21 protein-coding genes are annotated in these 18,584 nt (G+C 43.4%); 8 read left to right on the forward strand and 13 right to left on the reverse strand.

Going from position 1 to position 18,584, the window contains the following annotated elements:
• Positions 1-166 precede the first annotated feature (166 nt).
• The 3 genes from KKB09_00755 to KKB09_00765 form a co-directional block, all read right to left on the reverse strand.
• The gene (locus tag KKB09_00755; protein ID MBU4299725.1) at positions 167-1,672 is read right to left on the reverse strand and encodes a hypothetical protein; all 1,506 of its coding nucleotides are present in this window, start codon (positions 1,670-1,672) and stop codon (positions 167-169) included.
• A gap of 75 nt (positions 1,673-1,747) precedes the next feature.
• Positions 1,748-2,332 (reverse strand): CBS domain-containing protein, encoded by a 585-nt coding sequence (locus KKB09_00760; GenBank protein ID MBU4299726.1) that lies wholly within the window; start codon positions 2,330-2,332, stop codon positions 1,748-1,750.
• An 84-nt stretch (positions 2,333-2,416) separates the two neighbouring features.
• Positions 2,417-2,872: a 30S ribosomal protein S15 gene (locus KKB09_00765; GenBank protein MBU4299727.1), complete on the reverse strand. Its 456-nt coding sequence runs from the start codon at positions 2,870-2,872 to the stop codon at positions 2,417-2,419.
• Positions 2,873-3,098: 226 nt separating this feature from the next.
• Between KKB09_00765 and KKB09_00770 the strand changes: the two genes are divergently transcribed.
• The 4 genes from KKB09_00770 to KKB09_00785 all read left to right on the forward strand — a co-directional run bounded on the left by KKB09_00770 (position 3,099) and on the right by KKB09_00785 (position 5,751).
• Entirely contained in the window at positions 3,099-3,746 is a 648-nt protein-coding gene (locus tag KKB09_00770; protein MBU4299728.1) for a PD-(D/E)XK nuclease family protein, read from the forward strand.
• Positions 3,747-3,915: 169 nt separating this feature from the next.
• Positions 3,916-4,557, forward strand: a complete 642-nt coding sequence (locus tag KKB09_00775; protein MBU4299729.1) for a chemotaxis protein CheC — start codon at positions 3,916-3,918, stop codon at positions 4,555-4,557.
• 184 nt (positions 4,558-4,741) lie between these two features.
• A complete protein-coding gene (locus KKB09_00780; GenBank protein ID MBU4299730.1) occupies positions 4,742-5,080 on the forward strand; it encodes an AbrB/MazE/SpoVT family DNA-binding domain-containing protein in 339 nt (112 codons plus the stop codon).
• Positions 5,077-5,751, forward strand: a complete 675-nt coding sequence (locus KKB09_00785; GenBank protein MBU4299731.1) for an AAA family ATPase — start codon at positions 5,077-5,079, stop codon at positions 5,749-5,751. The genes KKB09_00780 and KKB09_00785 overlap by 4 nt, the downstream gene beginning before the upstream one ends.
• A 191-nt stretch (positions 5,752-5,942) precedes the next feature.
• Here KKB09_00785 and KKB09_00790 read toward each other — a convergent pair whose 3' ends face one another.
• Positions 5,943-7,085: an aminotransferase class I/II-fold pyridoxal phosphate-dependent enzyme gene (locus KKB09_00790; GenBank protein ID MBU4299732.1), complete on the reverse strand. Its 1,143-nt coding sequence runs from the start codon at positions 7,083-7,085 to the stop codon at positions 5,943-5,945.
• A 42-nt stretch (positions 7,086-7,127) separates the two neighbouring features.
• On the opposite strand from KKB09_00790, the gene KKB09_00795 reads away from it, so the two are divergent.
• On the forward strand, positions 7,128-8,159 hold the full coding sequence (locus KKB09_00795; protein ID MBU4299733.1) for a hypothetical protein: 1,032 nt from the start codon (positions 7,128-7,130) through the stop codon (positions 8,157-8,159).
• Positions 8,160-8,184: 25 nt separating this feature from the next.
• On the opposite strand, the gene KKB09_00800 is transcribed toward KKB09_00795, so the two are convergent.
• Positions 8,185-8,892: a UbiA family prenyltransferase gene (locus KKB09_00800; GenBank protein MBU4299734.1), complete on the reverse strand. Its 708-nt coding sequence runs from the start codon at positions 8,890-8,892 to the stop codon at positions 8,185-8,187.
• 177 nt (positions 8,893-9,069) lie between these two features.
• On the reverse strand, positions 9,070-10,149 hold the full coding sequence (locus tag KKB09_00805) for a homoaconitate hydratase (GenBank protein MBU4299735.1): 1,080 nt from the start codon (positions 10,147-10,149) through the stop codon (positions 9,070-9,072).
• 172 nt (positions 10,150-10,321) lie between these two features.
• Here KKB09_00805 and KKB09_00810 point away from each other — a divergent pair, with 172 nt between their 5' ends.
• Genes KKB09_00810 through KKB09_00820 form a run of 3 tightly spaced genes read left to right on the forward strand, consistent with a single transcriptional unit; the run spans position 10,322 to position 11,899 of the window.
• On the forward strand, positions 10,322-10,864 hold the full coding sequence (locus KKB09_00810) for a hypothetical protein (GenBank protein MBU4299736.1): 543 nt from the start codon (positions 10,322-10,324) through the stop codon (positions 10,862-10,864).
• Between the two features lie 54 nt (positions 10,865-10,918).
• Positions 10,919-11,482, forward strand: a complete 564-nt coding sequence (locus KKB09_00815; GenBank protein ID MBU4299737.1) for a hypothetical protein — start codon at positions 10,919-10,921, stop codon at positions 11,480-11,482.
• Positions 11,483-11,530: 48 nt separating this feature from the next.
• Complete coding sequence (locus KKB09_00820) at positions 11,531-11,899, forward strand: response regulator (protein MBU4299738.1); 369 nt, start codon at positions 11,531-11,533, stop codon at positions 11,897-11,899.
• On the opposite strand, the gene KKB09_00825 is transcribed toward KKB09_00820, so the two are convergent.
• From KKB09_00825 to KKB09_00855, 7 genes are all read right to left on the reverse strand, one after another.
• Complete coding sequence (locus KKB09_00825; protein ID MBU4299739.1) at positions 11,889-12,134, reverse strand: hypothetical protein; 246 nt, start codon at positions 12,132-12,134, stop codon at positions 11,889-11,891. The two genes, KKB09_00820 and KKB09_00825, sit on opposite strands and share 11 nt — an antisense overlap.
• Positions 12,135-12,255: 121 nt before the next feature.
• The gene (locus KKB09_00830; protein ID MBU4299740.1) at positions 12,256-13,029 is read right to left on the reverse strand and encodes a hypothetical protein; all 774 of its coding nucleotides are present in this window, start codon (positions 13,027-13,029) and stop codon (positions 12,256-12,258) included.
• A gap of 234 nt (positions 13,030-13,263) precedes the next feature.
• Entirely contained in the window at positions 13,264-13,491 is a 228-nt protein-coding gene (locus tag KKB09_00835) for a hypothetical protein (GenBank protein MBU4299741.1), read from the reverse strand.
• A 10-nt stretch (positions 13,492-13,501) separates the two neighbouring features.
• On the reverse strand, positions 13,502-13,909 hold the full coding sequence (locus KKB09_00840) for a hypothetical protein (protein MBU4299742.1): 408 nt from the start codon (positions 13,907-13,909) through the stop codon (positions 13,502-13,504).
• A gap of 71 nt (positions 13,910-13,980) precedes the next feature.
• Positions 13,981-15,612, reverse strand: coding sequence for a HAMP domain-containing protein (locus KKB09_00845; protein MBU4299743.1), 1,632 nt, complete (start codon positions 15,610-15,612; stop codon positions 13,981-13,983).
• Complete coding sequence (locus KKB09_00850) at positions 15,609-16,871, reverse strand: ABC transporter substrate-binding protein (protein MBU4299744.1); 1,263 nt, start codon at positions 16,869-16,871, stop codon at positions 15,609-15,611. The genes KKB09_00845 and KKB09_00850 overlap by 4 nt, the downstream gene beginning before the upstream one ends.
• A 75-nt stretch (positions 16,872-16,946) precedes the next feature.
• Entirely contained in the window at positions 16,947-18,569 is a 1,623-nt protein-coding gene (locus KKB09_00855) for a HAMP domain-containing protein (GenBank protein ID MBU4299745.1), read from the reverse strand.
• Positions 18,570-18,584 lie beyond the last annotated feature (15 nt).

Genomic DNA, 18,584 nt, shown 5'->3' on the forward strand with positions numbered 1-18,584 from the left:
ACGATTTTTATTCGCACATAAGACATCCAAACACCTACTATAATTTAGGCACAACATAAATATATACTTTTCGGTGTGAATTGAACAAATATATTGAGATAGATTAAAGTTACTCAAATCAATTATAAAGTGTACTTAAGATACATATAAGAACATGCTCAAAGATTCACAAATTTCTTTTAAATTCCGACATCAAATCCCTATATGCATAGAATGTAGATGTCCTATTCGTCTTCAATGCATTAAAAAACTTCGCAATGTCCTTAATTGTTTCGCTGTCGTAAGCAAAGAAATGCTTTGAGTAAAAAGGATTAATTCCGGACAGATTGTCCTTTTGCGAGTAATAGGCCATTGCTTTAAGCCACTTTACATCCATATGCTTCTTCCATTCCCGGTCAACGCTTCCTTCAAACTCTATGCCTCCGGCCCAAGTTTCCATAATCCAGAATTCCTTTGCGCCGCCACTTGCTTTCCATTCCGGAACCAATACAATTTCAGTTGCATCAAAGCCCGATATTCCGTAAATATCCACTCCGACAATATCAATCTTCGAACTCAATACCCCGGTAAAAAATTGTCGATCGTATGGGTTTTGCGGTATTATGCCTATTGCTGTTTTAATATTGGGATCTATGGATTTGATAATGTCGATTGTCTCGTTTACCAGCACGACCCACATTTTGGGCGTTACAGATTCATTAAAGTTCAGGTAACGATAAGCATTAACTTTCGGGTCTACCGCCACAACAGGCTCTAAAATAACCGCAATGTAGTCCGGCTTAATATTTGCTGCCGCTCTCAGATATTCTTTTTGCTTTTCCGAATATTCGCTCCATGACAGACTCTTGCCTCCAAAATATTCTTTATCGCCATTGGCATTATTTCCTATCATTACCTTTTTGCCGCGGCTTTGAGCTGATTTTACTAATTTGCTTAAGTTGGCGAGGGCTTCAGTTTCTCTTGTTGTATCTGAAAATTTCGGTATGTCCATCCTTACAAAATCCACACCTGTCTCTTCTATTGCGCGTTCATATTCGTCAGAAAATTCGTATGACAAGCCGTTCAATGGGGCATTGTTCATAGCGCCGAATAGCATTGGCTTGTAAACTACAGGCTTCCATTCGAGAATCTTTTGGTCAAGCCAGATGTCTGTCTTTTCGCAATCCACTTTATATTTTTCGGGAGCAGAAGCGCATGTGTCTTGAGGCAGTTCTCCGATAATTGTGCCGTTCTTGTATCTCCAGTAGTCATCTCCGCCTTTATAGATTTCAGTGTCGCGTTTCTGATTATCGTAGTCCAAATTGCAATCTGCAAGATAATAAGTATGCAGGTTTTCATCCCCGATCAATATTGCACATAATTTGAATCCATCGGGCTGTTCATATTGGTGAACTATCGCAGCTGCCGGAACTCCTTGAATTATGGGCGGCTTTCCAGTTTGTGGACATTTGTCAGTCTTCTCCCATCCCTGCGGCACATCGCAGGGCGTGGAAAATTCCCTGCATTCTCCTGATGGTGAAACTGCGGGAGTTATTACCTGTGCACATACAAGTTGTTGCGTTCTATTTTCAGTTATTTTGGAAATATCGGCATTATCAGAAATATTATTAGAAATGCAACCGCTAATAAGTATTAGTACTGCCATGAATGCAATAGTCAGGAATTTTCTCATAGAATTTATTACTCAGTATGTTTTATATATCTCTTTTTAAAAGGGAGATTGAATATATGATAATGCACCGCGCAATCACTTTTTCTCAGTTCCGACAACAGTCTTGTCTTCGGAACAGCTCCTGCAAAGCCACTGACCCTCAACATCAACAAGATCGTCATAAACCTGCCCGCATTCCTCGCAGCGCCCCTCTAGTGTCGGGTGCCTGCTTCTGATCGGTGGCGCGCCATTCTCGATTTCGACATGCGCGTAAAGAATATCAATAATCCCGGGAGCTATTTTTGTAATGTCTGTTTCGGTGACAATTCCGACAAGATTGCCTTTTTCATCAATTACGGGAATTCTTCCGACATTGTTCGCATACATTATTTTTGCAACATCGGTTATGCTGTCGCCAGGGCTCGCAGTAATAATTTTTGGGCTCATGATTTCGCCCGCAGTGACGTCACGCGGGGATTTGTTTTCCGCAACAACTTTGCTGACGATATCTTTATCCGTAAGCATGCCGACAATTTTGTTTTTCAGAACAATCGGAATGCCTCGGATGTTTTTTTCGCGCATCTGCATTGCAACTTTCTGGACAGTGTCTTTTGCATCAGCAACAGCCACTTTCTTTGTCATGATATTTGAAACAGCTAAATCTTCTTCGTCAGGCAGCATATAATCACATAATGATTTTGTCTAGATAGTTTATATATTTCAAGTGCTGGCGCTAAAGTTCGGCAAATGACGATGGGATGTGCCTTATTGCACCAAGAGCTTCGCTTTTGATGCATCGTATTTCCAGTCCGCAGGAAGAACTCCAACGCGCGAGTAATATTTTCCGAGCCTTCTGACTTTTGATTCTGCAAGCATCAACTTATGCCTTCCGCTCTGATCTTTGTGGTTTTTCAGCAAATGCTCCCGGATGCCAACTGTCTGCTTAAGAACATTAAATAAATCCTCCGGAAGCTTTGAATCAAGTTTCTTTTCTTTTAGTATCTGGCCAAGAGCCTTTCCGGTAATTGTCTGAACAGAGGGAATGCCGTACTGGTCGCGCAAAGTAAGACCGATAGCTGCCGCGCTCTGACCCTGTTTTCTCAGCTTCATTATAAGCGCTTCAACTTCTTCAGCCTTATAATCAACCCATGTTGGAGTTTTCTTATCCACTGGCTTTTTGCTGCCTGATTTTCCTCGCCTTCCGCAATATAGTCTTGACATTTTAGTTCACCAAATTAACAAAATCGGAATAGAAAGAGATTGGCTGATTAGGCCGCAAATGCTAAGCCTATGTACCGATCTGAGCGAGCCTAAACCCTTTCAGTCCAAACACTATATCATAAACGAAGCTTTTTAAATACACTTTCAAACAAAATCCAACATAAACCGTCGTTTATCGGCAATTCTAAAAGATAATGATTTTAAAGCTTGAAAGTAAATTGTGTGTGTGGAACCAAAAATCAAAATCAATGTTTCAGACGTCATAACATACGAATTCTGCCCGAAACAGTTCTACTTCCAGCGCGTCTTGAAAATAATTCCTCCGCAATTGAGAGCGCTTTTCAGTGTCGGCATAAAAGAACACAATCATTATGAAACGTGCAACGACAAAGAGCATGCCAAAAAACCGGAAGCCGAAGAAGGAAAGCCGTATGTGATGCTTTTTCAGGAAGTGCCGCTAATTGATACGAAAAACAACATATCGGGAAGAATAGATGCGCTTTATATCCAAGGCAGTTCGTTTCTTTCAGAGGGGGACTTGCGCAAAGCCCTGATAATCGATAAGAAGCGCAAAATGAACGAGATATATTTCCTGCAGGTATTCGGATACGCGCATCTTCTTGACGCAACTGACCGATTCGGCTTTCTTAAGCCTTGCGAAACATTCGGGCAAATTGTGCACAATTCAGGGTCAAGCGGAGAAATCGCAATAACGGATGCAAAGAAATCAGAGTTCCTGAACAAAGCAATAATTTTGCGCGAGCATTTCACGCGCATGCTTGAAGGAGAGATACCAAAAACAAAGAAATGCGAAAAGTGCATTAATTGCCATTTTAAATCCAGGTGCTTTGGCGGGTTAAACGCTTTCATATGATTTAGCCACCACGTTCAAACATATGCGCGATTTTGATAAAAAAGTATATCAAGATACACTCATAATATTAGAGCATTACACCGGTAAAAAAATCACGAAAATCATTAAAGGCGGTTATTCGATATTCGGGCTTTTTCAGAAAAAAATGATATCTTGCAGATGATTGCTTATGCCAAAAACATCAGAACTATCGCCTATTGAAAAAATGCTCCTTACAAAGCTGATGATTGACTGCTCGGGCGAAACTGCCCGGGCACTTTCCGAGATGATGAATAAAAAGGTTTCTACAGCAGCAGATTCTCCAAAAGTATTGCTTATAAATGATGTTCCCAAGCTCTTGAATTCCGAAGACCCTGCCATAACCCTGCTTTTTACAAGAATGTCAGGAGCGATAAAAGGAACAATAATATTGTCATCCACTGCTGATAATATACTGAAAACCGCAGATATCTTCCTTCACAAGCCTCTTGGCTATTTCAAGAATTTAAGCGATGAAAATGTGTCGGTGATCAAGGAACTCGCAAACATAATGGCCGGCTACTATATAACTGCCCTAAACCATATTCTTCACGCAACCTGCGATTCGTCAATGCCTGAATTGTCGATAAACCCGAGGCGCGCAATTGAGGACTTCGGGTTTGGGTCTGTATATACCGAAGAGATCTTAGTGCTTGCGCTGAAAGCAAAATTCGAGATTGAAGGAGGCATAAAAGAAGATATCCTGCTGCTGTTCAGGAAAAACGACATAAAAAAGATACTTGAGCGGCTTATAGTTAATACAAATATTGTTTCAAACATGCAGTTCGGATAAAAATTTAGTATCCATAGACAGGCGGCTATGGTGCTCAAGGTGACGCTCCCTACCTTATTGGGTGCTAATGACTGTAATGGAGGAAATTGAAACAGAAGGCACTTAATTCGCAAGTGTTGTAAATGGCGGAAGATTACTTGCAGAAGTGGTATGGATTTAAATGTTTCAGGCAATCATTTAACTCATGGCTGAGATAAAAAGCATGGATATGCATGACGGAAAGATAGAGATAAAGCTTTCCATAAGCAATGACGAGTACCGGATACTAAAGCACCATATGAGCAATCTTACAATTTTTCCCTGTGAAAAGGATACTCTTACATACAGCCTTACTACGGGAAAGCTCGGAAACAGCAACAGAGTGATGCTTCCCAAGAAATTCCTTGAGTCGTTCAACATAAAGGAACTCGACAAAAAGGTGCCTTCAAACATATTTGTCCTGAATGGCGACGCATACCTGCTAATAAAGATAAAAAGCTCTAAAGCAGGTATTCCGACTTTCAAGGAGGATGAATTGAAATGAGAGTTGCAACAGGGCTAAAAAAGCTGGATGCTATGCTTTCCGGAGGGTTTCCTGAAAACTCTGTTATCCTGCTTTCCGGGGGACCGGGTACGGGAAAAACACTGGTCGCATTAAGATTTCTTCTTGAAGGCGCACGGCTTGGCGAAAAATGCTGCTATGTATCCCTTTGCGAAAAAAGGGAAGAGCTTCTGAAGGCAGCAGAGTCCGTAAAAAGCTTAAGCGATGCCAAAAAATACCTGGACAAAAACCTTGCCATAGAATACATAATGATGGGGCAAAGCAACATAGGCATGAAACGGTTCGTGGAGATCATGGCAAACTATCCCAAGATAGACCGAATAGTAATTGACGATGTCAATAAGCTGCTCATGTTCTCCGAAAACGAAAAGTCCTACAGGGCATATCTCATAGAGCTCATAAACAGCCTGAAATACGCAAAATCATCTCTCCTGCTATGCGAAACCAGAGACAGTGATGCCCTTGACGCCGGAGGGGATGAATCGTTTGAATGCGACGGAATTATACAGCTTACGTTCTTGGACCTTGAAGAAAAACCTATGCGCGCACTGATTGTGCACAAGATGAGATACACCAACTTCGACGCAAAGGTGCCTCATGAACTAAAGATTGACAACAACGATATCCGGCTGACAGAAACTAAGGTAATCTGACATTTCTGGAAATGATGCCGCTAAGGCCAGTAATATCCCTATGCAGAAGAGACTGTTACTGGGAAGGTTTGGGGTTCGGCCCGGCATTAAGAGCGTCAACTTTTTTATCCAGTTCCATTACTTTGTTTTCTAGATCGTTTATCGCCTTAAGAATCCTTTTCAACAGGATAACATCCGAATTCATAGGTATCTTATCTACTATGGAGAGATAACTTTTTAAATGCCGCATCAATGCGCCCTATGCCTTCGGCAATATCGCATTTATCGGCAACAAAGCTGAATCTTACGTGATTTTTGCAATCCTCGTGAAATACCCTGCCCGGCATTGTAAGCACTCCGGCGCCAAGGAAAAACTCGTATGCTTTTTCATCGCCTCCCAATTCTGCAACATTGGGAAAGATATAGAATGCGCCTTTAGGCTCTATAAATTGAAGCCCGAGCGATTTAAGCCCGCGGACCATCAGATTTCTTCTTTCTTCAAAGCGCTTTTTCACCATAACCGGAAATTCCGTGTCGTTCAGGGCTGCAAGAGCGGCTCTCTGGCACGGATTTGCGGTGCAGGTGGAGATGCAAAGCTTGAGCTTCAGCATCTGGTTGATAATTTCCTTTTGTGTGTGAAGGTATCCGACGCGGTATCCGCACATGGCGTATGTTTTTGAAAAGGAATTTACTGTGATGATGTTTTCGGGCCGGGCTGCGACAGAAGCAAGGGAATGGTGCTTTGCGCCGTATGTGAAATTTTCATAGACTTCGTCGGCCAGAATTATGCCGGGAAATATCTCGGAGATTGCGCGGAGGGTTTTTTTGTCAAATACAGAGCCGGTCGGATTATGAGGCGTGTTTATCATAAGCATTTTTGTCTTTCCGGTTATCATTTGTTTCAGTTTTTCAAGGTCCGGGCAAAAATTATTCTTCTCTTCCAGAATAAGGCTGACCGGTTTTGCGCCGCAGAATTTTACCATCGAGGCGGCTATGGGATAACTTGGCTCAATTATGATAACTTCGTCACCCTTATTCACAAGCGAAAGGATTGAAAACGAAATTGCTTCGCTGGCGCCGCCGGTTACAAGAATTTCTTCCGGCGCTGCATTGATATAATTTTGCCCGCGCAGCTTTTCTGCGATTTTTTCCCGCAGTTCGGCGATGCCGCGCACCGGAGCGTAACGGTTGCCTCCGCCTTTGAGCGACTGAATATACGCGCTGACCACGGATTCGGGCGGCGCATCCTTCGGCTCGCCAAGGGAAAAATCAACTGTATCTTTTCGGGCGGCGCCGAAGTAATTTGTGGCCTTTGAGAATGGCATCCTTTCTACAGCTTCGCTGAAATTAAACATAAACGCGCCGTATATATACGGGCTCGAAGATATTATAAATATATGAGGCTTTCTGAGTCGCTGAGGCGAGGGATATTGAAAAGTTCTGTTGGCGCACTTATAAATAAATTCAAAGTAAAAAGCAGGCGCACGGTGTTATTCTTCGAGGAAATTCTGGCAAACTATATAAAAGCATGTGAAGACGCCAGCTATGCGGAAAACTTTGAAAAAATCGGAGAAAGATGGTGTATTCTAGGAACAAAGGAACTTACTCCGCCGCCAATTAAAAAACTCCCTTTATCGCTGTTCTTCAAAATAATGAAAATGGTTTGGACAACAATCGGAATACTTGATGATCTCTCATTCAAGAGAGATGGAAACATTATTATTCTTAAAGCGAAAGGAAATACAATAACAAGAACTATCGGCAGGAGCAATTTCATGATTGGTTGCTTCGCAGGTGTTCTGAAAGCAATGTTATCGTGTAATATCAAATGCATCCGCGCCGTGCAGGACAAAAATGCCGGCGAGGAATATGTATTTGAAATAGGTGCGCCAAAGCAGTTTTGTGCCGGCTCCAAGGAAAAGGAGACATATGACATGTTAAACGGCTCTAAAGGATTGGACGGGTTATCGCTCGCAGAAGCCATCAGGAAAAAAATATTCCAAGTCAAAGGAAACCGAATATTCTTTAGGGGGACGTCACTATGCAACTCTGAAAACACTCTGTTTCACATACTCGGCGAAGAAAATATCATGCCAGAAGCAATACCTGAACTATCGTATAAATATTTCAGCAAACTTATCGAAAGCGACGCATCGGCGCCTAAAAAACTCACTTTGCTCAAGAATCTGCTGCAAATAATGGGGTGGGGAAGAATTGCAATAATTCAACGCGGCAAAAACATTATTATCAACGCACATAATCCGCCTTATGGGCTACAGGCAGAAAAAGACAATTGGAATTTCATAGGAGGGACTATCCTCGGATACCTCTGGCTGATACGCAGAGATTTTAAGATGGTGTCTGTAAAAGAACGGCCAAGACATCTTATGATAACTTACAAGTATGGGAACTATGACAGCCGGAAATAAAGCGTGATGCTTTCGCGCCGAAAGGTTATATCAGCAACCATGCGGTCAGAAAAACAAAAGATAGGCTGCCAAAAAAATGGGCGCGCCGAGCATTGTCGCGGTGCATAAGTAGGAGCGTAATTGCTGAAAAAGGTAGCATAACCGTAAGCTTCGGCAAAGCCGCCAATATCAGAACGAAGTAGGCAACAAGCAGCGATAATATCAGCGCCTTTGCAGCGGCATATCCAAAGCAAACCGGCACAGTCCTTATTCCTGCCGCCTTATCGCCCTTATAGTCCCTTATATCAGATATCATGCTTAGAATCATAATAAAAAAAGAAAGCGCTACATAGTATAAAACAGCTTCGAATGTGAGTGATGTGGCTGCAGCACCGATTAAAAATGCCTGCATAACACCAAATCCTGTGTATATGTTCTTTATGAAGAGATATTTCTTGATCCTTAGATATGAATAAACAATGCCGGATGCTGCGGAACTTATGTAAAACATGAAAGAAGCAGATGATAAATGGGCAGATAGTATACCACCCAATAGCAGAGCCGCGACGGATATCACCTTTCCCTCAAAAACAGACGTAAACGGATTTTCAGATTTTCCGTTAGCAGCATCCTCTTTTTTGTCAGTTATATTGTTGAACGAATATGTGCCGGCGCAGACTAAGAATGCCGATAGAATAACAAATATCATCTTCCCAGACGGCAGATTAAACATAAGATATCCGCTTAACGCCATAAAGGCGCAAAAAATACAAAGATTTATCCGCAGATACTTCAAAAGATGCGCGATACTTCCGTTTAGCAACCTAATCACATCCTTACTTGAAGCTGCCGTCACCGCCAACCGATATTTTTTCCGCATTCCTGAAAACCCATTAATAGCCATCAGCAAACGACCCTCACAATCTCCCATTCACGCCAACACCCTCCTGCATTTAATCTCCGAAACAATCGTTTCAATTTCTTCATCCGACAATGAATCTCTCTTGCGTTCGTATGCCTCCTTTATAGCTTTTAAGACAATCTCCGCATCTTCGGGAGCTATTTCATCTCCGCACTTTTCGCGAAGAACGTGTTCAATTCCTTTTCTTCCGCTATGCTTTCCGATACAAATCTTTCTTTTTTGCCCCACATCTTCGGGATTCAGGAACTCATAAGTTTTCGGATTCTTAAGAATCCCGTCAACATGTATGCCGGACTCATGCGCGAACGCATTTTCGCCCACAAGCGGCTTGTGCTTCTGAAGGCGTATTCCCGATAGTTCCTGAACCGTGCCGCATATTTCCTTCAGCATATTGAACTTTACATTCACCTCCATCCCGCAAAGATAATGCAGCGCAGTGCACACCTCCTCAATCGGGGCATTTCCTGCCCGCTCGCCTATCCCGGTAAAAGTTCCTGAAAAGCAGTCGGCTCCTGCAAGTATTCCTTCGACAGTGTTCGCAGTCGCCATGCCGAAATCGTTGTGGAAATGAATCGCGACCTCGCATCTGGCGCTGTTCCTGACATACCACACAAGCTTTCTTGCTGATTCCGGAGTAAGGCATCCCACTGTATCCGCGATGAAAAACATGGCAATTTTGCCGTGAATCTCTTTAAGAAACTGCTTCAGATATGCCATGTCCGCCCTTGTGGCATCCTCTCCTGCAAAATCCACGGCAATTCCGTGCGAGCGCGCATAATCAATCATTTCGCAGGAATTCCTGATATTTTCATCGCGCGTTATTTTCAGCTTCTGGGCAATGTGCAAATCCGAGAGCGGCGAGAACAAAGTGATTCTTTCGGCGCCTGCATTGATTGCCGCATCAATATCAGGCTTCTTAGCCCTGGAGGTGGCAGAAACCCTGTTGCCGAACATGCGCGTAAGCTCTTTTGTTGCCCTGAACTCTGTTTCGGAAACCGCCGGCATTATATCTATCAGGTCTGCGCCGAAATCCATTATTTTTTCCGCCATCCGGATTTTTTCGCCAAACCCGAACACAACGCCGGGCATCTGCTCGCCGTCGCGAAGCGTTGTGTCGTGTATCTTTACGATGCTAAAACCACCTATGTTTTAATATTTGTCTTTGTTATTTAAATAATTTACTATTATGTTTAAACATAATCGCATATTGTAATCGACTATATATAAAAGCGTATATAATATTATCTTATTAGGGATTTAGATGAACATGCTTGAAGATGTCTCTGAAAGTAAATTTCTGTTGATAGTGCTTTCTGAAGAGCAATACATGAAACAGATATACGAAATAGTCATGTCCATCAAACAGACAAAGAACAAAGTCTGCTATGTGTGCATCAGCAAGCCGTACGGCGATGTTGTTGAAGACCTGAAAAAGAACGGCATTGACACAAAAGCCTTTGTATTTATCGATGTCTTAAGCAGCCACTATGAAAAGCCGCGGCCAATAAAAAACTGCATATTTCTTGATTCCCCGGACCTGGATTCCATAAAGCGCGCAATAGATGGAGCCATAGCACAAGAAGCCTGCAGTGTCTTGCTTTTTGATACCCTGTCCGCGATGCTTATATACCAGGAAAGCTTTCCGGTTCTCAGGTTCGCCCACAGCATGACAATGGGAAAAAATCAGGAAAACGTAAAGAAGGTGTTCCTCGTTCTTAAAAAAGGAAATGGTATTGAAAAAGAGAACGCTTCACTGATAAGCGACCTGAAGATGTTTGCGGACAAAACGCTAGAGATATGTTAGAGCATCGGGATTTAAAACTATATAAACAGTATCGCTCAATAACTACATGAGAGCATGAGCCTAAAAAAGGATATTGAAAAAAGCAAGTTCCTTGTTTTTCTGCTTGATGAGGACCATCACATTGACGAAGTTGTTGAGGTGACAAAGTCCCTTAAAAACAAGGATTCCAAAATCTGCTACGTGTGCCTGAGCAGAACATTTGATGACGTTTGCGGCGACTTCGAAAAAAAGGGGATGGACCTAAAAAGGTTCTATTTCATAGATGTCCTGAGTTCGCATTACGGCAAAAAGAAGAACGAAAAAAACTGCCTGTTTCTTGATTCGCCGACAAACATTCAGGAAATAAAGCGCACGATACTAACCGTGCTGAAGGAAAAGAAATGCAACACCCTGATACTGGACACAATATCCGCAATGCTTGTTTATCATGACGCAAGAAACATAGAGCAATTCACCAATGATATCCTTTTGGAAGAGCAGAACAAAGAAAAGATCATTTACATGGCGTTCAAGCATAACCTTTGCACTCTGCCTCATGAGAACGAAATGCTGATAAATGACCTCAACATGTTCGCAGACAAGATGATTGACATATCGCTAAAAAAAGCCAGTAAATAGGCAAAATGTTTTTAATGGATTAAATCAAAAATAATGGAGGAAGAAAAAATGGCAAAAAAAATAATGGTTGTAGATGATGAGGAAAGCCTGCGGGAACTGTTAGATGCCGTATTGACGCCAGAAGGCTATGAAGTTACGCTCGCATCAGACGGAAAGGACTGCCTTGAGAAGCTGAAAACATTAACTCCTGACCTCATTCTGCTTGACATGATGATGCCGGGTTTGTCGGGAAGGGAAACCTGCGAGAAAATAAGGGAAAACCCGAAAACAAAAGGCCTGAAAGTCGCTTTTCTCACAGTAGCAAGATTTTCCGAATCAGGAAAAGACACTTTGAAGAAGATGCAGGTATCGGATTACATAACAAAGCCGTTTGACAATGCGGATTTAATCAAGCGAGTAAAGAAGATTATTGGCTAAATACGCGCTTTATATGGTATTTTTTATAAAGGGGGATAATCTTTTTTTCTGCAGCTTCATCGCCCATTAATTTCTGCATAAAGAAAAAACATTCGTCAAGAAACTCTTTCGGGTATTTTTCCGGAGCATCAAAAGTTCCGACAACAAGTTCTGCAGAATCTGCTCCCAAAACATCGCCAATTCCCGCCAGCACATCGTCCTTAAGCCCCATTAAAACCACAACATCAACATCCAAACATTACTCTTTCAAATAATCAATATATCTCTTCTGAATGCATCCGACACATTATCAAGCCAACGATTCCAAGCACATACCGATGAATGAAGAATCCTGCAGCATTGCCCGGCAGTTCTGTTTATTTCACATCAAGCAAATCCTTTGTATAGTACATTCCTGCGCCTATTGTGAAGAATGCCAGAGAAAATAAAATATCCACCCAATTGCCCGTATAATATGTGCCCGCCGAAGTAGTCCATGAGAATGAAAAATCAGCCATAGACTGTATGATGAATCCCGCGCATATTATCGAAATCGGCTTAAACATCTTTCCTCCGCGGATTAATGTCAATAAAACAATCGTAAACGACAAAAACACGGCATCGCCAACAGGATAAAACACGTTCAATGCCTTTTCAATGCCGGATACATTTTCAACAAGCTTTGACTGGATAAATAGAATATAAGTGACTGCGAAAACCGCAACAGGAATTACCGCCAGTTTTATGATTGTTCCGGCATCAAACGAATTCTTTATGCTTTTCAAAAGCCAGAAAAGCCCCCACGAAGCAGAAAGCACGGTCCCGACAAACAAAGCATCTGCTATTGAAGGATATGGAACTTCAAGTTTCATCGCGATGTTGTAATACAGCCATGTGAGCGCGCCAAAGCCCCAAAAAAGAAGCCCAATCGAGATAAATAAAAGAGATTTTCCGAGCGCGCTTCCAAACGAAAACGCCTTTGCCTGCTTAATTCCTATTGCTGCAGCAAATGCAATTATGAGAAACTGCCCGACATCTGTGATAAAATACCTTAAATCCGAAGGGGCTCCCTTAGACGGCTCAAGAGCCATTCCCGCAATAGCGAGCGCGCTTATCAGCACGAATCCTAAAAATAATTTAGCAGATGCCATAGCTACCCACAATACTTAATATTCATGAAGGCATATATAAACAATTATTTTTTCAATTGTTTCGCGCGCAACCGCCGATACGCTCGTGAACTATGGTAAATTCAAGAACTTCTGATAACAACAGTTCATAATGCTTGAATTCACTATCTAGTTAATTGCCAATATTATAGTTATCAAAAGATGCGCAATTAACTATACTCCCGGCTTTGCAAGGAGACTTCTCAGCGTTAATTTCTACTGATGGGCTTTCATATATTTTTTATATAAGGGCCCGAACTTTTTTTCCGCGCTCTCCTGACCTATAATATCCCCCAGAAAGTGCGTACACTCCTCCAGAAAGTCCGCAGGATATTTTCTAGGATCATCAAAAAGATACACTTGCTTGGCTACAAGTTCCCCGCCAATTTCTTCAATTATTTTTTTAGCATCCTCTTTCAGCGCCATATTAATCATTTCATCCATGCAAATTTACTCAATGTTTTTTGAGGGCGCCGCTAATCAATTTTTTGCGCCCGGCGTACATAGAATATCCCGCATATGCAAATATCAAGAGTGCTACTGTCCTTAAATTATCCTCGATTTGCACTGACAGCTCGGATGAATCTCCTATGCCTGCAATGTAGAAGATGAAGCAGGTAATTGACGCTATCCCTATCAGAATGATACCCGCGGCATACAGCTTCATAGTGCTTCCTATCATCCCCCCGAATGCCTTGACACCCGTGTATGCTGCGACAAACGCGGCTATAAACCCTATGAAGCCTATGCTCCACTCCAAATATTCCGGCTCGCTTAATTCTCCGGCTTCCTCGGCGAGAACAGGCGCAACAAGGGCAAACAAAAATACTGCTGACAATAAAAGTATTTCTAGTTTTTTCATATGCAATATATTGCAGAGGTAGTATATATACATATTATGCATATAGCCCTCATCATTTGGTCTGCCATCCCTCATTTTTCAGCAATCTTCTGAATGCCTCTTTTCAAAGAGCCTTTTGCCGGCAGCGTGAAGTGGAACTCGCTTCCTTTTTCATGCACGCTCTCGAACCATATCTTTCCGCCGAGCAGATCCACAAGCTCTTTGCACAGGGAGAGCCCGAGGCCCACTCCGCCCACACTCCTTGTATACGACGAATCAACCTGGTAAAACCTCGTGAATATCTTCTCCTGATTCTTCCTTGCTATGCCTATGCCTGTATCCTTGACTATGAAGTGCAGGATGCCGTCTTCTCTTGATATTTTCACGGTTATTTTCCCCTTCTGAGTGTATTTGACCGAGTTGTTTATGAGGTTCATCAATATCTGCGTCAGGCGCTCGCGGTCAGTGGTGATTTTCGGCAGGTTTTTATCAATAATGTATTCGGACTCCAGCCCCTTGGCTTTTATCTGAACGTCCATTTCCGTGCGCACAGTGTCAATCACATCATTTATATCAACTTCGGAGAAGTCAAAGTTCATGGCATTGAGGTCAATACGCGAAAGGTCAAGCACGTCGTTTACAAGCTTTGCAAGCCGCGTTGTCTCATGATCCATTATTTTAAGGTATTTATCCCTTTTTTCCGGATCATCCGCAACTTTTTTGTCCTGCAGAAGCTGTGAGAATCCGTGAATGGACGTCATCGGCGTTTTCAATTCATGCGCGGCAATTGACATGAATTCATTCTTTTTTATGTCAGTCTCCTTCAGCTCATCCACACTTTCCGACAGCTTATCACGCGCCTCTGTAAGCGACTTGTTCAGCTCCTCTGTGTCATCCATCATGTTGAGAACCGCGTTCTTGGTTGTAGTCAGCTCATCCACTTTCTGGTTCAGCTCCTTTGTCTTCTCGGCAACTTCTTCCTTGAGAGTCTTGTTGAATGTTTCAATCTTTGCCTTGGATTCCTTAATGTCAGAAGCCATTTTGTTAAACGCGCCCGCCATTCTTTCGAATTCATCCCCTGTCCTGAGTTTCACTTTCACATCCAGATTGCCTGCGCTAATGCTATCTATGCCCGATGCCAGTTCCCCGATTGGCTGCGCTATCATTCTTCGGAACAGGAAAACGCCCGAAACTATTATTGACGCCGTTATAAGCGCCACGGCAATGCTGCTCATAAGATTCAGGCGGGCGAGTATGTTTTCGATATATTCCTTCTTGTATCCGACATGAAGATACCCTGCCACATAGGTCCCGTCCTTTAATGGCATCGTGGCTTCGATAATGGGCTGGTTTCCCATGTTCAGCTCCTTTGTGCTAAACGCATCATCCGGTTCTTCCTGGCTTTGGCGCATCTCTTCAGGCACGCCTGTTAAAAATGTGTGCGCCGTAATTTTATTGTCGATGCCGTGAACAACAATGTACTCCACAAACCCTTTTTTTATTTCCTTTTCCTCGAATATTAAGGCAGTCACGGATGCATAATCCTTGTCCGCGGCGTATGGAAATATCTTCTTTTCCAGAATCTCAAGCCCTATCTTCTCTCGCGCAACCAGATTTTTCTCAAGCTCGCCCCGCACCAGCTCGGAGTTTAAAATAATGAGCATAGCTCCAGCTATTAAGATTAAAAAGGCAAAAACCAAAGACAGCTTATATTGGAGTTTCATAAGGCATCACGTGGATCCCCCCACCCTACCCCCCCCCCCTCAAACAGCAAAAATCTCCCGCCGGCAAGGCGCGAAAAAAATATGCGGTCAAATGCCTGATGGTCTGCGGGCCCGTAATTCACTGGTATGCCTATGCCCACGCTGTAGTCCTCAAAAGATTCGAGTGTTTGGATAAGCTTTTCGCGGCTCAAATCCCTGCCTGCGGCATCCAGGGCGCGCACAAGAAGCTTGGCATTTACAAAACCTTCAAGCCCTGTGTAGGTGGGCGAATTGCCCGGGAAGTACTTTGCAGTAAGGTCCCTGTAATCCTTGACTATTTTTAAGTGAATCGCAGATACCTCGTACGGGTCAGAAACCACCTGCGTAACGATTATCTTATCCGAAGAATTTATCCCGCGCTTTGACAGCTCTTCGGCAAATGCGTCAGATCCCACAAAAGACACCGAGTGGAAGTACGGGTCCTGCCCTTCTTTTTTATAAAGAGCCACGAACTTTGCAATCGGAGCATAAGTGCCTATCATGATAACTGCATCCGGGTTCGAATTCATTATTGTCTCAACGCCTGCCTCCACGTTCTCGGTCCCTCTTGCATACGACGCTTTGGCGGCAAGCGACATGCTGCGTTTGCTTAAGGCGATTTCTGTTCCCTTCAGCCCGGTCATGCCGAATGCGTCGTCCTGATAAAACACAGCTATTTTCTTTAAGCCGAGATTATCGGCAAAGTAAGCAACTGCGGCTTCTGTCTCGTCATAGTATGATGCCCTGACATTGAATATGTACTTGCGAAAGGGGGTTCTCAGCTCCTCTGCCCCGGTGAACAGCCCGAGAAGCGGAATTTTTGCCTCGTCAACCATATCGATTATCCTGACGCTTGTCGGAGTTCCCACATAATCGAACAGCATGAAGACCTTGTCGTCTGCAATCAGCTTCTGGGTGTTTGCCACTGTTTTTGGCGGGTCGTACTCGTCGTCATAAGTTATCATGCGGATTTTCCTGCCCTGAACGCCTCCTTTCTCATTTATATCGTTTATAAACGCCAGCGAGCCGCGCGTGTACTGGGTGCCAAGAAAGCTCGCATGCCCGCTTAAGGCAGACGAGGAGCCGATAAGGATTTCGGAATCCGTAATGCCGTTTGTATCTCCCGGATTCTGCGCCCCATCAATCTGCGCCGGGGCTTCCCCGCTTGTGTAATATATGTAGCCTCCGGTCAATGCAATCGCCAGTATTGCTGCTGCGATAATTAAGTACGTTTTATTCATGGAAATCCCTGTTTAGTTTTATTTTCAGTTTGATTATACAAACTGAAAAGATAGAAATTGCCGTAGGCAATTTCTTTATTTCTTCTCCTCCAGTTCCTTTATCCTTTTCTTCAATTCAATCATCTTCAGTTCCCTTCCGACAGCAATCTTGTTGAACCGCTCCATTTCTGCAACCTTTTCCTCGAGCTCTTTTGTTCTTTCAGCAACCTGCTTTTCCAGAGACGCGCCGTGCGCCTTCAGCTCTTTTGTCTTCTCTGCAACCTCTTTTTCCAGAGCAATATTGTAATTTTTCAATTCCTTTGTTTTCTCTGCAACTTCCTGCTCAAGCTCTTCTGTATGTTTTCCGAGCGCTCCGTGGGATTTCTTCAAATCTTCAGCCATGTTGTTGAACACTGCGGCAAGCACCCCCACTTCATTTTCAGACGCAACATCCGGCTTAACGTTGAAATTGCCCTTGGAGAGCTCCCTCGCTGCTTCTGTCAGGTTCTTTACCGGCCCAACAATCCTGCCGATAAGAAAAAAGCCGGCAGCCCATGCAATAACAAGAATCAATAAGCCTGTGGGCAAAATGCGGAAATAGGTCAGCTCGCGGACAGAATTCTTCAGCTCTTTGTCAATTGTTTTAACGGCTCCGAGCAGGACTTCCTCCTCGACAACTATACCCATGCTAAATTCGGTTCCCTTCAGGGGAGCATAAGCAATAAAGAGATTTTTATTGCCTGCTGTTATATTCTCAAAACCGGTCGAGCCCGCCTTCATTTTATTCAAAACAGAAGAAAATTTGCTGTTGGTAATATTGTTAAGATTTACCCGGGATTCCCCTCTGCCTCGTGCCCTGCCGACTATATCTGTGTACGCCTGTTCCGGAAGGGCAATGGAATATCCCTCTTTGTCAACAAGGAAGGAATAAGAGTCCTCTATCGGATTGTATTCTTCAATATTCCCGATAATCTTGTTCAAAGTGACGTCAATGCCCAGGACCCCTATGAATCCGCCTTGCATGGCATAAACCGGCGCCACAGCCGATATCATAAGCCCCTGCCCGGCAGGGTCGTCATATACCGGCGTCCATACGACTTTCTGCTCCGGATTGTTCTTGGGATTGGCAGACGTAAAGAAAATATCTTTTGTAGCCTCGAAATCCGGAGGCACGATGTTGCCCAGCCCTATATTCGGATAGTATCTTGATGTCTCGCGGGCGCCCACCATCCATATGGCAACTATGTTCTGGTCATTTTCAAGGACTTTCGGGAATGCGTAATCCAGATATGCGTTCAGTTCCAGTTCCTCTTTCACATCGCCGGTAATCGTGATCTGCCCAGGAACAAAGACCGATGACGTATCATTCGGCCCGTTGAGGTATTGCCCTCCGCTTCCGGTAAAGACGCGCTCGCCAAATTTCCAGTAGTTATCCCTTGAAAAGGCTTTGGGATTTTCAAATATATTTTTGGTATAATCCGCAAGGCTGCCTGCGTTTTTACGCACATTTTCAAAAACAAGGTCGTTCTTTTCGGCTGATGCTATAGTAAGCTGAACCAGAAAGCCCTCTGCCTGGCTGCGCAGGGAATCAGCCGCAATCTCCCGGGCATTGCTTCCGGCATCCATAATCGAGTTGATTCCTATATAGCCTGTGACAAATATTGACACAGTAGTCAGACCCAATAAAAAAACAAACATTTCTGTTTTAATGCTCTTCATACGTTATCACTTCCC

The organism is Nanoarchaeota archaeon (assembly GCA_018897155.1).
GTDB lineage: Archaea > EX4484-52 > EX4484-52 > EX4484-52 > LFW-46 > LFW-46.